Annotated in this window: 13 protein-coding genes and 1 pseudogene; 11 read left to right on the top strand and 3 right to left on the bottom strand. The window is 53.0% G+C overall.

What is annotated here, in order from left to right; all coding sequences use genetic code 11:
• The first annotated feature begins 85 nt into the window (after nt 1-85).
• Both M0R30_RS11775 and M0R30_RS11770 read left to right on the top strand, forming a co-directional pair.
• The gene (locus M0R30_RS11775) at nt 86-913 is read left to right on the top strand and encodes an ATPase domain-containing protein (RefSeq protein ID WP_292547116.1); all 828 of its coding nucleotides are present in this window, start codon (nt 86-88) and stop codon (nt 911-913) included.
• Nucleotides 910-1,608 carry a KaiC domain-containing protein gene (locus M0R30_RS11770; protein WP_292547113.1) on the top strand — a complete coding sequence of 233 codons (699 nt, stop codon included), beginning with the start codon at nt 910-912 and terminating at the stop codon, nt 1,606-1,608. Before M0R30_RS11775 ends, M0R30_RS11770 begins: the two co-directional genes overlap by 4 nt.
• Before the next feature lie 17 nt (nt 1,609-1,625).
• Here the strand turns inward: M0R30_RS11770 and M0R30_RS11765 are convergent, their stop codons facing one another.
• The gene (locus tag M0R30_RS11765) at nt 1,626-2,555 is read right to left on the bottom strand and encodes a class I SAM-dependent methyltransferase family protein (protein ID WP_292547111.1); all 930 of its coding nucleotides are present in this window, start codon (nt 2,553-2,555) and stop codon (nt 1,626-1,628) included.
• Between the two features lie 26 nt (nt 2,556-2,581).
• On the opposite strand from M0R30_RS11765, the gene hmgA reads away from it, so the two are divergent.
• The gene (gene hmgA, locus M0R30_RS11760; RefSeq protein ID WP_292547109.1) at nt 2,582-3,865 is read left to right on the top strand and encodes a hydroxymethylglutaryl-CoA reductase (NADPH); all 1,284 of its coding nucleotides are present in this window, start codon (nt 2,582-2,584) and stop codon (nt 3,863-3,865) included.
• Between the two features lie 173 nt (nt 3,866-4,038).
• On the opposite strand, the gene rimI is transcribed toward hmgA, so the two are convergent.
• Nucleotides 4,039-4,524, bottom strand: a complete 486-nt coding sequence (gene rimI / locus M0R30_RS11755) for a ribosomal protein S18-alanine N-acetyltransferase (protein ID WP_292547107.1) — start codon at nt 4,522-4,524, stop codon at nt 4,039-4,041.
• 171 nt (nt 4,525-4,695) lie between these two features.
• On the opposite strand from rimI, the gene M0R30_RS11750 reads away from it, so the two are divergent.
• Nucleotides 4,696-5,961 carry a DUF1015 family protein gene (locus M0R30_RS11750; protein WP_292547105.1) on the top strand — a complete coding sequence of 422 codons (1,266 nt, stop codon included), beginning with the start codon at nt 4,696-4,698 and terminating at the stop codon, nt 5,959-5,961.
• Between the two features lie 58 nt (nt 5,962-6,019).
• Nucleotides 6,020-6,892, top strand: coding sequence for an ATP phosphoribosyltransferase (gene hisG / locus M0R30_RS11745; protein ID WP_292547103.1), 873 nt, complete (start codon nt 6,020-6,022; stop codon nt 6,890-6,892).
• A 180-nt stretch (nt 6,893-7,072) separates the two neighbouring features.
• Here the strand turns inward: hisG and M0R30_RS11740 are convergent, their stop codons facing one another.
• Nucleotides 7,073-10,258 carry an invasin domain 3-containing protein gene (locus tag M0R30_RS11740; protein WP_292547101.1) on the bottom strand — a complete coding sequence of 1,062 codons (3,186 nt, stop codon included), beginning with the start codon at nt 10,256-10,258 and terminating at the stop codon, nt 7,073-7,075.
• Nucleotides 10,259-10,541: 283 nt separating this feature from the next.
• On the opposite strand from M0R30_RS11740, the gene M0R30_RS11735 reads away from it, so the two are divergent.
• The 6 genes and pseudogenes from M0R30_RS11735 to M0R30_RS11710 all read left to right on the top strand — a co-directional run.
• Entirely contained in the window at nt 10,542-11,276 is a 735-nt protein-coding gene (locus tag M0R30_RS11735) for a hypothetical protein (protein WP_292547099.1), read from the top strand.
• Nucleotides 11,269-12,366 carry a hypothetical protein gene (locus M0R30_RS11730; RefSeq protein WP_292547097.1) on the top strand — a complete coding sequence of 366 codons (1,098 nt, stop codon included), beginning with the start codon at nt 11,269-11,271 and terminating at the stop codon, nt 12,364-12,366. Before M0R30_RS11735 ends, M0R30_RS11730 begins: the two co-directional genes overlap by 8 nt.
• Complete coding sequence (locus M0R30_RS11725) at nt 12,360-12,869, top strand: hypothetical protein (RefSeq protein ID WP_292547095.1); 510 nt, start codon at nt 12,360-12,362, stop codon at nt 12,867-12,869. The genes M0R30_RS11730 and M0R30_RS11725 overlap by 7 nt, the downstream gene beginning before the upstream one ends.
• Nucleotides 12,857-13,237, top strand: a complete 381-nt coding sequence (locus M0R30_RS11720) for a hypothetical protein (RefSeq protein WP_292547093.1) — start codon at nt 12,857-12,859, stop codon at nt 13,235-13,237. The genes M0R30_RS11725 and M0R30_RS11720 overlap by 13 nt, the downstream gene beginning before the upstream one ends.
• The gene (locus M0R30_RS11715; RefSeq protein ID WP_292547092.1) at nt 13,215-13,676 is read left to right on the top strand and encodes a hypothetical protein; all 462 of its coding nucleotides are present in this window, start codon (nt 13,215-13,217) and stop codon (nt 13,674-13,676) included. Before M0R30_RS11720 ends, M0R30_RS11715 begins: the two co-directional genes overlap by 23 nt.
• A gap of 23 nt (nt 13,677-13,699) precedes the next feature.
• Nucleotides 13,700-14,174, top strand: a pseudogene (locus M0R30_RS11710) (hypothetical protein); the annotation flags it as partial.

Raw genomic sequence — 14,174 nt, 5'->3', positions numbered from 1 at the left:
ATGGGCATCCGGCAGATATCTTTATCAGCCAGTCCATGACAGTTTTTCTTGCTAAATTTTCTATTCAATCGTCATTGAGGTCAGAATGCAGGATTTTCATAAGCAGAAAATGCCCACCGGGATCCCGTCACTTGATCCTATTCTTGAGGGGGGTGTCCCCCCGGGATCGGTCATTCTCCTCTTCGGGGACCTCGGGGCAGGTAACTACGAATTCGCCTACAGTTCGATCGTTAATACACTCGGCCTCATGAAAGGGGGAGCGCCGGAGAATGTGATGGTCCCTAGCGAGATACGGTACATCACATTCACGCGCCTGAAGGAGGAAGTACTGCACGAGATCGTGACCTCCCTGCATAAAGAAGGACTGGAGACATTGGTGGAGGCCATCCGGTTCGATGACCTCTCCGAGCTGTATTTTGACAGCAGCATCGTGCCTGACGAGTGGTACAGCCACAGTGATGTGATTACCCGGCTCCAGAAACGGTCAAGCCGTGAAAATATTCTCCTCCAGCTGGCAAATGTCATCAACGGTATCAGTCCTGGCAGCATGCTCATCCTCGATTCCATTACGGATATCGCAACCCAGTCCAGCATACCGAATTTCTGGAATAATCTTACCGGGTTTTTACGCGGATTGCAGAGGATCTCCAAGCAACGGGGTATCACCACGTACCTGCTGCTCAGTCGGGGGATCCTTGAATCCGCTCACGAGCACGAGCTCGCGGATATCGTGGATGCGGTGCTGCTCTTCAAGTGGGAGGAGACAACCGGCGCACGGAGGCAGCGGGTGATGTATTTTGAGAAATTCCGCGGTGTTATGCCCCACCTTGAGGAACGGGACCTAGTGAAATTTGCCGTCAGGATCTCGACAACCGGCGGGTTCGAGGTCAGTAATATCCGGGTGGTCATATGAGCGGCGAACGGATCAAGGTGGGGATCCTCGGCCTCGATGACATGCTCGGAGGGGGGCTTATCCCGGGGAGCATCTGTGCCATCATCGGTACGTATGGGACGGGGAAGACCACCTTTTCCCTCGAATTTGTCTGGGACGGGCTGAAAAAAAAGGAGAACGTCATTTACATCAGCCTCGAGGAGCGTGAAGACCGGATCCTTACGTACATGCAGCAGAAAGGATGGGATGTCAAGCCCTTCCTGAACAAATCGCTCTATGTGATCAAGCTCGACCCGACTGATTTCAACCTGGCCAATAACCGGATCAAGAACGAACTGCCCCGGTTGATCGATGAAGTAAAAGCGAGCCGGGTCGTCATCGACCCCATCTCCCTCTTCGAAGACCTGTTTGCCACGGACTCTGAACGGCGCCAGGAGATGTTCCGGTTCATTGAGGGACTCCGCGACAAGAAGTGCACCATCATGATGACCTCGGAGACAGACCAGAACAATGTCTTCTCCAGCCGTCACGGTCTCATCGAGTACCTGTCGGACACGGTGATCCTCCTCCGGTACGTGCGTCCTTCAGATCTTTCTGCGGTTCACCTTGCCCTCGAAGTGGTGAAGATGAGGATGTCGTCACATTCCCGTGAGATCAAACCCTACGAACTGCAACAGGACCAGGTGCTGGTCTATTCCGAAGCGAACGTGTTTTAAATTTTTTTTTCAAATAATTATTTCAAAACGAGGTCATACACCACGTGCCACTGCCCCGGCGAGTACGACCGTACGACTCTCTCGGAAAGTACCGTCCCTCCGAGTTCCCGGATCCGGTCGGTATGCTCCGCTTCCACGGACACAAGGGAATAGAAATGGATTGTCCCATTTGGCCGGCAGAGCCGGAAGGCTTCCTGTAAAAATTCGGTGCCGGATAGGGGCAGGTTCATCACGACACGGTCGAATTGCCACGACAGGATACGGTCAAGGTGCCGGGCATCCGCAAGCAGGGGCAGCACGTTTCTTATCCGGTTCTTCTCAAGGTTCTCCAGCATCAGGCCGATCGCTTTCGGGTTGATGTCCGCGGCAACAACAAAGGACGCCCTCTTCGCCAGCGTGATCGCAAACGGCCCGACCCCGGCAAACATGTCGAGTACAATTTCCCCTTCATGAACCTGCGAGAGGATACGCTGGCGCTCCGTGGAGAGCCGGGCAGAGAAGTAAGCGGCGGCCAGGTCAACAGTAAACGTATGCCCGTGCTCGGTCACCTGCGTCCGTGTCGTTGGTTCACCTGCGAGAATTTTAAACTCGCGGGTACGGTATTCGCCATGCACCTCTCCCTCGGCAAAAACGATCGTATGGAGCGAGGGCCGGGATGCCAGCAGTCGCTCCGCCCCTGCCGGGTCATCCTCCTGCATGATGGCGATCCCACCGACCAGTTCGTGCCGGGGCAGGGGCTCGCGGCCCGGGTGGACCTCGAATTCAAACCACTCCGCGCCCTCGCGCTCTTCGGTTAACGGTAGGATAAGATCACTCCCCTCGCGCAGCACCCTGAGGGAGGCATCGAGCGCGCCCTCCCGTATGAGTGCCTGCCGCATCTCTTCCCCCTGCCGGGACGGCACCCGGATACCCCACTGTCCGACCGTCTTCCTGACCACGTGTATCATAACAGTATAGGTGCTAACCATTAATCATGGCTGATGATGCGGGGCGCCGCACCGGGCAGGGCAATGGCGCAAAGTCAGATCAGGACAGGGACGGGGATACCATTCTCATCAATAAGCTGAGGAACAAGACACTGAAAATTTACGAACTGGAAAAGGAACTTTCCCCGATAGATGCGATCCGGGTACGGCGCAGTTTCATTGAACAGGAAACGAACACCACGCTCGAAAACATCGGCATCTTCTCGATCGATGTTGAACGCGTGGTAAAACGTAACTGCGAGAACATGATCGGCACCGTGCAGGTGCCGGTCGGCGTCGCGGGGCCGGTCCTCATCAACGGGGGGTATGCTGCCGGGAATTACTGGCTGCCGCTCGCGACCACCGAAGGAGCACTTATCGCCTCGGTCAACCGCGGATGCAGCGCAATCACCAAAGCGGGGGGGGCAGAGGTGCGCATTCTCCATGACGGGATGACACGGGCACCGGTCTTTGCTGCGGACAGCGTGGGCCACGCGGCACAGGTCTGCGACTGGGTGAAGGTGCACCGCGACGAACTGAAGGCTGCGGCGGAGAGCACCACCTCGCACGGGAAACTGACAGACATCGTTACGTTCGTTGCCGGGACGAGCGTCTATGTCCGGCTCGAATTCGATACCAAGGATGCGATGGGCATGAACATGGTGACGATCGCAAGCGCGAAAGTCGCCGATTTGATCGCACAGGGAACGGGCGTGCGGCTCATCGCCCTTTCCGGCAACATGTGCACCGACAAGAAACCCGCTGCGATCAACGGCATCATGGGCCGGGGCCGGAGCGTTGTCGCCGGGGTCGCCCTCACCCACGAACAGATCAGTTCGATCCTGAAGACCGATGCAAAGACTCTCTTTGAAGTAAACTACCGGAAGAACCTCGTCGGCTCCGCCCGGGCCGGCGCGATGGGGTTCAATGCCCATGCGGCCAATGTTGTTGCAGCCATGTTCATTGCCTGCGGGCAGGATGCAGCGCATGCAATCGACGGCAGCACCTGCATCACGACGGTCGACCTCACGGAAACGGGGGCCTATGTCGCCGTCACGCTTCCTTCGCTCCCGATCGGGACCGTTGGCGGCGGGACCGGGGTCGAGACCCAGCAGGAGTGCCTGAAACTGCTCGGGGTCGCCGGCAGCGGGACACCCCCGGGAACGAATGCAAAGAAACTCGGGGAGATCATCGGGGCCGGAGTCCTTGCCGGGGAACTCTCACTCATCGGGGCCCTGGGTGCACAACACCTTGCGCGTGCCCACCAGCAGCTGGGCAGGGGAACTCCGTAGGTCCTACCGGGTACACGGGAACAAATCCGTCTCGCTGGAGAACATCTCTCTGATCCTTTGGAACGCACAGGGTATCACGGACGCGACGTCCGGGAAACGGATCGCCGCATACCCGGCAGACCAGTAACACTTTTTTGGTTGTTACACGTGGTAAAAACAAGAGGGGGACCGGCTTAGAACCGGAACCACTTCATCATGACAAGGGCATCCTCGCCATTGGCGTAATACTGGTCGATGCCAAACACCGGGCGGTATCCCATGCGCTGGTAGAACCGTTGTGCCCCGGTATTGGAGACCCGGACTTCCAGCTGGACCCCGGTGGCTAGTTCCAGTGCACACTGGTGCTCAAGGCGGTTGACGAGCAGCCGTGCAATCCCCCGGCGCCGGTAGCGGGGGCTGACGCCGAGGTTACAAATATGCCCGTAGATATTCTCCCCGGTGTCCTCAAGGCCACCCACAACAAAACCCACGACCGCCCCGTCACAGACTGCAACAAAATACGTGGTCGGGTAATAGGCCAGGGCTTCAAGAAAAACAGCCTGCCCCCACGGGTCGATGAACGAATCCTTCTCAATGGTAACGATCGCCGCGATATCCGAGGGCATCGCTCTCCGTATCAGCGGCAGCGGGTAGACGGCAAGATCGTGCGGGCGGATCATTGATAATCTCCGTAGATTCTTTCAGACAACAGTAGTCATGAGCGTCCGTAATTCATAGAATTTACCCTGCGAGATGCAAAGGCCCGACCTGCCGGGGGAAGTCTTCGGTATATATGGGATCAGGCACAATTATGAGAGCACTAATAGTATGTCTTCGGGACGGTGTCAGGTATGGTAAAAATTTATCGTTTTTCAGGAGTGCGGCCTGTACCGGAAGCCGCCCCGAAGATCGCGGCAGTACCGTACGATGTGGTGACTGCTGAAGAGGCGCGTGCTATTATCGGGAAAAACCCGAAGAGTTTCCTGCGGGTGAGCCGTCCCGATGCTGAACTCCCGGACACCCCCCCGCATGATGACCACGTGTACCAGCGGGCACGTGAGATGTTCGTTTCACTCGAAGATATGGGCCTCCTGAAAAAAGATACCACACCCGGCATGTACCTGTACCGGGTACAGCAGGACGGGGATACGTTCCTTGGCCTCTGCTGCTGTCTTGATGTGGACGATTACCGGAACAACCATATCCGCCGCCATGAACTGACCCGCTATGACAAGGAGGAGGACCGGACCCGGCACATCGAAGCCGTCAGGGCCCACAACGGCCCGGTTGTGCTCCTCTACCGGGACGAGGAAGGATTATTCTCCTTTATCGAGTCCCAGGTTGCCCACAATAATCCACCGGTTGCCGAGGTCCATACGGAACAGGATGCCATCCACCAGATATTTAGGATCGCGAACCCGGAGGTACTTACCGTGCTCGAACAGAGGTTTGCCTCGGTTCCCTCCCTCTACATTGCAGACGGGCACCACCGGGCAAAGGCCTCGGTGAACCTGGCAGACCGCATCATTACATCGGGCAGGAAACCCGGCGACGAAGTCTGCCGGTTCATGGGCGTGATCTTTGCCCATGACCGGGTGAAGATCCACGGGTACAGCCGCCTTCTTTCCGATCTCGGCATGCATACTCCGGAGTCGTTCCTTAAAAAACTGGAAGACTGTTTCACGGTGAAACCGTACGGGAATGTTGATGGCCGCGGGTACAATATCCCGCCAACGATTGCGGATCCCGGTCAGTATCACGTTGTCCACCTGTATCTTGCCGGCACGTGGTACGAATGCACCCGGCCGCGGGCTCCCGGTGCAACTCCGCTTGAAGCTCTTGACGTTGCCGTGCTCCAGAAGTATGTGCTGGAAGACATGCTCGGGATCACCGACCCCCGGGGCGATGCCCGGCTCCAGTACCTTGGTGGGGCCCGTCCGGTTGCGGACCTCGAAAGACTCGTGGACGACGGGACATACCAGCTTGCATTTGCCATGCAGCCGGTACGGGTGGAGACCGTCCTCTCCATCGCAGATGCGGGAGGCATCATGCCGCCGAAGTCCACGTGGTTCGAACCTAAATTACTGAGCGGGCTTGTCATCCACTCTTTTGATTAAGTACAATTCTCCTTACCACCCAATCCTTTATTGTGTTTTTACAGCGATTTTGTATGGTATGATCACCATCGCACTCCCGAAGGGCAGCCTCGAGGCGCAGACGCTCCAGCTGTTCAAGGAGGCCGACCTCGAGGTCCGGCGCACGGACCGCGATTACAATCCCCGTATCAACGACAGCCGCATCGGCAAGATCAAGATCCTCCGGCCGCAGGAGATCCCGACCTATGTCGACAAGGGATACTTTGACTTGGGAATCTCCGGCCTCGACTGGGTACACGAAACCAGCTCGGATGTCGTTGAGGTGGCCGACCTCTCGTACAGCAAGACAGGAGAAGGCAACGTGAAGATTGTCATCGCGGTACACCGCGACGAACCCATAGAGAACGTCAGCCAGATCCGCCCCGGCAGCAGGGTCACGACCGAATACCCGGAGCTGACAAAACGGTTCTTCGAGCAACAGAAGATCCCGGTCCAGCTCTTCCACTCGTACGGCGCCTCGGAGGCGAAGGTGCCGGACCTCATGGATGTTGTTGTAGACCTGACCGAGACCGGGACTACGCTCCGGAAGAACGGGCTCAAGATCATCGGCCAGATCATGGAGTCTCACACCGTCATCATCGCCAACAAGGCAAGCTGGGCGGACCCGGAGAAGCGCCGGGAGATCGAGGAGATCAAGACCCTGCTGTTCGGCGTCATCGAGGCTCGTCACAAGGTGCTCCTGACCATGAACGTCCCGACTGCCTCCATGGAGCGCCTTGTATCTGCCCTGCCGGCCATGAAGACACCTACAGTGAGCAGGCTTCACGGGATCGATTATTACAGCATCCAGACTGTGGTGCAGAAGAATGCGGTCAATGAACTCATCCCGAAACTGAAGAAGTGCGGGGCCGAAGATATCCTTGAGATACCAATCTCGAAGATCGTGCCGTAACACCGGCACCCGGATAAATAACCCATCCAATTTTTCTTTTAACACGTTCAACAACAGGCAACTGCTGTGGGTGCATCAACCGAATTCTGCCGGAACTACGTTGCATGCCGGGTATTCGATCCAGAATAATAATTTTTAAAAAAAGAATTCATGGCTTTATTAAGCATTTCCGCGAAAAAATTATTCTAGTTTAATATATATAGTCCCACCGGACGAACTTATGCAGGTAGAACTGGATTGCGTCACCGAATCATCGGTATCCTCGGCCTGGGCAATGACCCGGAACTCGTAACATTTCCCTTTTACCCAGAGTGATGTATCTGATAATGAAAGTGTGTAGTATGAGGGGGAATTGATCACCTGAGTGTCAATTGTCGTGATGCCGCCGGGGAGGGTCTGCCATGCTGCAGCACCATCCGCCATCCGTGATTGTAACGTTTCCGTAACGGTTTTATCACCATCGTACGAGGTCTTCCATGCCAGTTTCCATACCGTTGGATCCGAGGTTGTAACCGAGAGATCGCTTACCTGGAGGGTTTTGGTGCCATACCCGGGGTTTTCCCCTACAGGGTACACCTTGCATTGCATTTCCGGGATGAATGCAGTTTGTGTCACCGGATTCGTCGTATCACTCATATCGGTGAACGTGATGGCAGAGGCACTTGCGGGGCCGAAGAGATCGAATGATCCTGCTTTCGTCAGTTTCAAACGTAAAGTTGCACTCCATGTCTCGTTGAGCTTGATCGTACCTACATCATAATGCATCTGGCGGGCACTCCAGCTGGCAGTATCATCCTGGACATTGCTTACGAGCTGGTTAAAGACACCGTACTTGGTAACATTGGACTTGTTGATGTAGGTTGAACTATCCTGAACAGGAGTTTTCACCTCATACACATAGTCCATATACTGGGTGATATCACTCCCCGTATTGTCGTCAATTGTCACGGTGCCAAAATCCAAGAGTACCTCCGTGTCGCCACCAGCGGTTTCCTGCAGGTCGCCGGCAATCGCAATATACACATCTTCAATATTTGCCGAGGAGGCTTCAAAATATCTTCCGCCAGTAGTTGTGGCAAGCGTTTCAAGCGTTGTTTTCCCGCCACTGGAAATACTCTCTCCGAAGGCAATGGAGTAGATTTTTATCCCGTTGTGACTTGCATATGCAGCCATACTCTGATATCCATCTGTATCGGAATAGGTCATATATGATGTCGTTAAATCTCCAAATCCTGTTGGACTTTTCTGTGAAGAAGAATACCCGGTTCCCCGTGCAAGCGGATCGCCATAATAATTGTAATCCCCATCGGAAAGCAGAATAATCGCCTTGATAGCCCCCGATCGTGTCCTCGCTGATTTGAGTTCCTGGACAGCTTTCCTGAGACCATCCCTCAAAGGAGTGCCCGAGCTGGGAACCATGGAATTGATCGCACTCTTAGCACTCCCCGGATCTGAGGTCAGTTCCTGGTCTACTGTAGCATAATCAAGATAGGATGTCGGAGAGGCCGTATAATGCGCAAGTTTATACGAGGAATCATCACTCAGGTCCTTATCAATTCCAGGGCCCGGGCCATCAGCTACCTCATACCAGTACCCATACCAGCCCGCCCAGTGCGTATACGTTGAGGCTGAAGTATCCCCTTTGTTTCCAAACGATACAACACCAATTTTATCGTTCGGTCCCATCTCGTCAACAAATGCCGCGGATGCTGCCATAACGTTGACCATGCGGTCCGGGTTATCCTCCATCATGCTGCCGGAACGATCGGTGGTAAGGACAACATCAATGGGATTCGGCTTGAGCGCTGCACCGTCACCTTTGAGCTGGATGGTAAGGTTCAGCTGGTCCCCTACGTGAGCATTGTCACATTTCATCGATGAATAGGTACTGAGATAGGGATAATTCTTCCAGACAAGAAGGATATCCCGCGATTTGGTGATGGTACCTGCCGTGTTCGTCCAGCTCGCTGTCACAACCACCTGGCCGGTGGCAGTCGGATCGAATCCAGTCTGCCCCTCGGCTGCAAATGCCCCGGGGCTGAACTCTGTGGTTGCATACCCGTCGTCACCAACCAGGACTGCATCAGTCGGTCCGACTGCAAGTACCGGATCCGTAGCCCCGATATATGTCGCATCATAGGTTGTGGTACCGAGCGAGAAGTATACCTTCTCATTTTTCACCGGGTTGCCCTTTGCATCGACTACCCGTGCCTGGAGAATGGCCCGGGTCATGCTGTCCACATCAAGGCTTGCCATGGACTGCGGATTAACAGTGAACAGCAGGTCCACCGGATCGGTATTATAGTATTCAATCTGCTGGCTGCAATACCCTACATTGTTCGGGTCCCTGCAGGTTGCGGACGGATTTGCGGAAGTGGACGCATTGAGCGTGAATACCTTTGCCTCATCCTGTGCCGGGAAGATGACCGTGACCTTCCCATTGAGATTGGTGTACCGTGTTGCACTCTGCCCGTCGGATGATGTGCAGAGCACAGGTGCATTCTCAATCGGGTTGCCGAATTTGTCAGTGAGCATGTACGTAATGGTCACGTCATTTACCGGGAGCCCGTCTGCCGGGAGGGGTGATTTCGTACCTTCTGTGTTAATGGCACTGGTCTGCTCGATATACCAGGGGATTTCCTCAGCAATCCCGACAACCGTTTTGGATGGGATCTTTACCATGTTACCAATCGGGTCCATCCAGAGTGTGTTCTCCCCCGCTACCGTGGAGAGACGGAGATCGATGGATACATTGCCCTCGGCATCGGTATAATACGTTTTTTCAGTTACGTACTCTGCGCCATCCTTTAATCCGACCCCGTTATCACCGGTTACGGTGATCCGAACCGCTTCCGGAATATTCCTGTTGTCAACGCGGTTGTTCCAGTAATCGTATACGGTAAGATTCACCCGCGTCTCAGAACCAACCATCAAATCGGTAGGATAGGTGTCAAAACTCGCTTTTTCCGGGGTGTTGTGATCGATCTGCTGGAATGTTGTGAGCGTAACGGGGAGTGTCACGCCATCGTTGACGGAAATAGTTGCATAGATGGTAGCATTGCCGCTGATCGTTTTAGCAGTAATAACCGCTGTTGCTTTTCCATTCGCATCGGTTTTGGCAGGGATTGCAGGAGAGATCGTCCCCAGTGTCTGCGAGGCAGCATCAAGGGAGAAGGTAATATCCGCATCCGCGATAGGGCCGGTTCCTGTATCCATTACGGTAACGGTGATGACGGAATTGTCTGCACCGTTTGCAATGATCCATCCCGGAGTACTAATCGTCGATGAAGAAAGATCCAGTGCTGCTGCCGAACTGACAAGGAGGAGAAGTCCAATCAATCCCAGAATCGTTCGTTTCACTATCATACCTCCTTCCTGAGAGAGGTTTTTCTCTCTCAAAAGTATATATAATTTTGTATTTTAAATTTTGCTCAAATTATTGTCGGATTCGTGAAAAAACAATTTTTTTGATGTTTATTCCTCCCACACCCAACAATTCCTTCCATTTTTCGCTACCGGAATCAGATTGCCGGCCAAACTCTCCTGCGGGACTGGTTAAATTTATAAGACGGGAATTTTTCCCGCTCAATCCTCTGATAGGGAACCGGGATGCAGGGATAAAAGTGCCCCTCGCGTTTCCTCAGGCTCGATGGGTGGACAGAATCGTGAACACAAAACCACCCAATTATTCGTAATCGGGATAACTAAAGGAAATACAAACGTATCACAATTAACGAAAATTTATATTTCAGTTCCGTCCTATAAACCATTGAGTAATCCCATGAAAAAACTGGCATATCTCCTTTTTTTTATCGTAATAGCGGGAGTTATACTCGGGATATCAGGTATCATTTCCCTCCATTCATTGAGTTTTTCCCCTGATACAAAAGAAACAAAAGCCAATACCGGTTTTATCATTCTAAACCAGTCCGATCAATTCACGGGAATAAGTTTTCCAGATGCAGCATCCCGCATACCGTTCAGCCTCTCCAACAGGGAGGAAAACACTACCGCAACAACCAGCATAAGGATGATCCAAGGGTACAATCTTGATACATCAGGAAATGCCAGCAGCTGGGACATTATTGTGTGCCAGCAGGAGCATTCATCTCTTATCACCTACAGCCGTTCTGGAGAACGGATATACAACTGGTCAGGCGGATGCCCGGAGCAAGAGATTCACCTTGCCCCGATAATCACGCCGCGGGATCTGTTCCTGAAAAACCGGGAGCGGATCTTCCTGAAACCGGATTCGATCACAAACGAGTCGCGGGACCTGACTCTTGCGGGAAATACCTACTACCTTACCATCACCGGCCCAGAAATTCAACGGGAACTCAGATTCGATGCAACAACAGGAGCACTGATTTCCGCCAATGACTGACAATACCGGTGCAATGTCCGTAGACTTTCTGGTTGGTTTTACCATTTTCATCCTTGCATTCATCTGGGTGGCGACCATGATCCCGGGGCTGTTCATCGGGATTCAGTCCCATACGATCGATTTCGATGCCGTTGCTTACCGGACAGGTGTTATCCTTGTCGAGGACCCCGGGGATGTCAATCCATTGGCAGATACAAGCATTCCTTGGGAGCTGCAAAAGAACCAGCTCAATATTGCCCGGTTCGGACTTGCCATCTCAAAAGACACCCCAGGAATTCTCGATGAGACCAAGATAACCCGGTTTTTTAGCACCACGGATTTCAAATATCCCGCAGACTACCAGACACGGGCGATATTCGGGGATTTTCCCTACCGGTTCAATATTTCTTTAAAAGAGGTAGGAAAAGACACCTTCCGGTCAATTGGTGACAGCATTCCTGACTATTACTCGTATGGTTATATACGCAGGGATGTAAAAATCAGGAGTGGGAGCAATACGACAATCGGTGAGACAATAATCAAGACATACCACTATAACAATACCGAAGACGTGGGGAATCACCGGTTCTCCATCATGATCAATACCTCCTCTCTTTTATTCGATGATGTAGGAACGATACGGAGACCTACCGGGGATGCAGCGTACCGCATCAACCCGCTCAGGGATAAGATCATCATCAATATCACCGACTTCGAGGAGACGCGGGATTCTATCAAGCACACCGAAATTCCCACCAAGTCTGTGTCCGATGTCAAGTTCTACAAGAGATCCTATGGAGAGACCAATCTTGAAAGCCTATACATTACTGCAGAATCCTACGATAATTTCCTATATGTAGATGGGGGTGCCACGCCGGTTACCTCCTTCCCGGCAGGCTTCACGAACGATTTCTCGATGGTGTTCGAGCCGGGATTTTTCATAACATCAGATACGGACGATACGATCTTTATCAACCTGACATTTGAAGTGATCCCGGAACAGCAATTCCTGAATAACACCCATACCCAACCATTCGAGTATAATTACCATCCGGCAAATGTCACCCAGCCCGAACTTGCGGATGCGGTATTGGAGGTGGCGGTATGGTAAATGCGGACGGGCAACTGTATACCATCGAGGGGATCGCTGCGGCGCTGATCCTCCTCCTCTCCGCCTTCATCGTAGTCAACTCGACGTCAGTATATACTATGGGGGACACCCATATCAGCGATATGCAGCTCGAAGTGACAGGGAGCGACGCCCTGAACATGATGAACACGGCCCCCAACAGTTCAGTTGACAAGACCCCCCTCCAGACCATGATCGAAACGGATGATGCTGCAGCGTTCCAGACCACGTTCAACAACCTCGTGAATGCCAAGACCGGCGTGGATCCGGATCGCATTCAGTTCCAGGCAAATGTGATCTACCAACAGGCGGATGGTTCTGTCGGCAATATCGTTCTGGGCGAATCCTCCCATCCGCGTGTGGGTGGGGAACATGCCGTACGTGTTTCTGAATGGGTCATTGTTGAAAAACTTCCCGGTTGTTCGGATACGTACTGTTTGGGAAAACATGCCGTGCTCGTGGAGGCTTTACTATGGCGGGATTAAATGATGAGGCACAGTGGATTGTGCTTATGGGATTTGTCGTGAGCTTCAGCCTGTTCTTTATCGCGATACTGCTCAACCAGTCAACGGTAGTGGGACAAACCACCGCAGAGGCGGTATCTGAATTCCCTAAAGACGATATTCGCGGGGTAAGGGGCGTGATCATCCAATCCGCATACCTCGTGGATGAGGGCTCTTTCAGGAATCAGACCTGGGTGCAGAATGATATACGCAATCTTTCCCTGATCAGGCATGATGCGGTTGTAGACTTCTCATCACTATCCCCGACGGGAAATGATCCCTATACCTATGTTGAAATTCATTACAACAACGGGGTGGTGGCATACAATGAAACCTGGCGATCAGAATAAATCTTCCCGAAGGGAAAACGATGCCGGCGTGGCAACCATAATCGAGTATATCATAATAACCGGTGTTCTCATCAGCCTATTCGTCGTAGTACTCCTTCTTACGAATACAAATTTCATAGACCGACCGGCAAACATTATCTTGAATTCAGCATTTACCGATATCAGCAATGGTATCTCCACCCGCATTGTTGACACCTATGCCATTGCACCCGTTACCGGGAATATTACCTCACGGTTCGATATTCCCGATGAAATCGCAGGGAGAAGTTACATTGTTGAAATTAATAACGATCTCTCGGCCCAGACGGTGAGCGTCAAAGGAGGTTCTGTCGTGTCCAACGTGGCAATCGCTGGTATTGGTTCATCCCAAAGGGCCGGTGGGAACACCACAGGCAGCGGTATGAACAGAATCAGCTACAATTCGGGAGGATTTATATGACGAGGAAAAAATTCCGGGCATCTATGAATGAGGGGGTGTCCGAATCAATCGGATTTCTCCTCATCTTTACCCTGATGATCGCGGGTATCGGGCTTGTTACCCTGTACGGGTACCCGATGCTGATGCTGCAGCAGACGAGCGCGGACGAGCAGATCATGGAAAAGAACATGATCGTGCTCCAGAATGACGTCAAAAGCCTAGCCTACAAGACCGTCCCCTACAAGGAGACCTCGCTGAAGATCGGGGGAGGAGCTCTGACAGTCTATAATTCACTCCATACTCCGCCGTCTTCAACGATTACTATCCGCGACGGACTAAGCGCTATTGTCGAGGACTTTAAATCCGGGGACCTGACGTACCATTCCGCATCTACCGATACTGAGCTGTCACTCCAAAACGGCGCTGTTGTGAAACGTCAGGATATGGGCTCCGTGATGCTCGCGGAGCCCCGGTGGTTCTATGACGGGCAGACGAAAACCATGGTCATTAATCTGGTGA

This window comes from Methanoregula sp., assembly GCF_023227875.1.
In the GTDB taxonomy this organism is placed as follows: domain Archaea; phylum Halobacteriota; class Methanomicrobia; order Methanomicrobiales; family Methanospirillaceae; genus Methanoregula.
The sequence above is the reverse complement of the archived record's forward strand: the minus strand, read 5'-3'. Positions and strand labels throughout refer to the sequence as shown.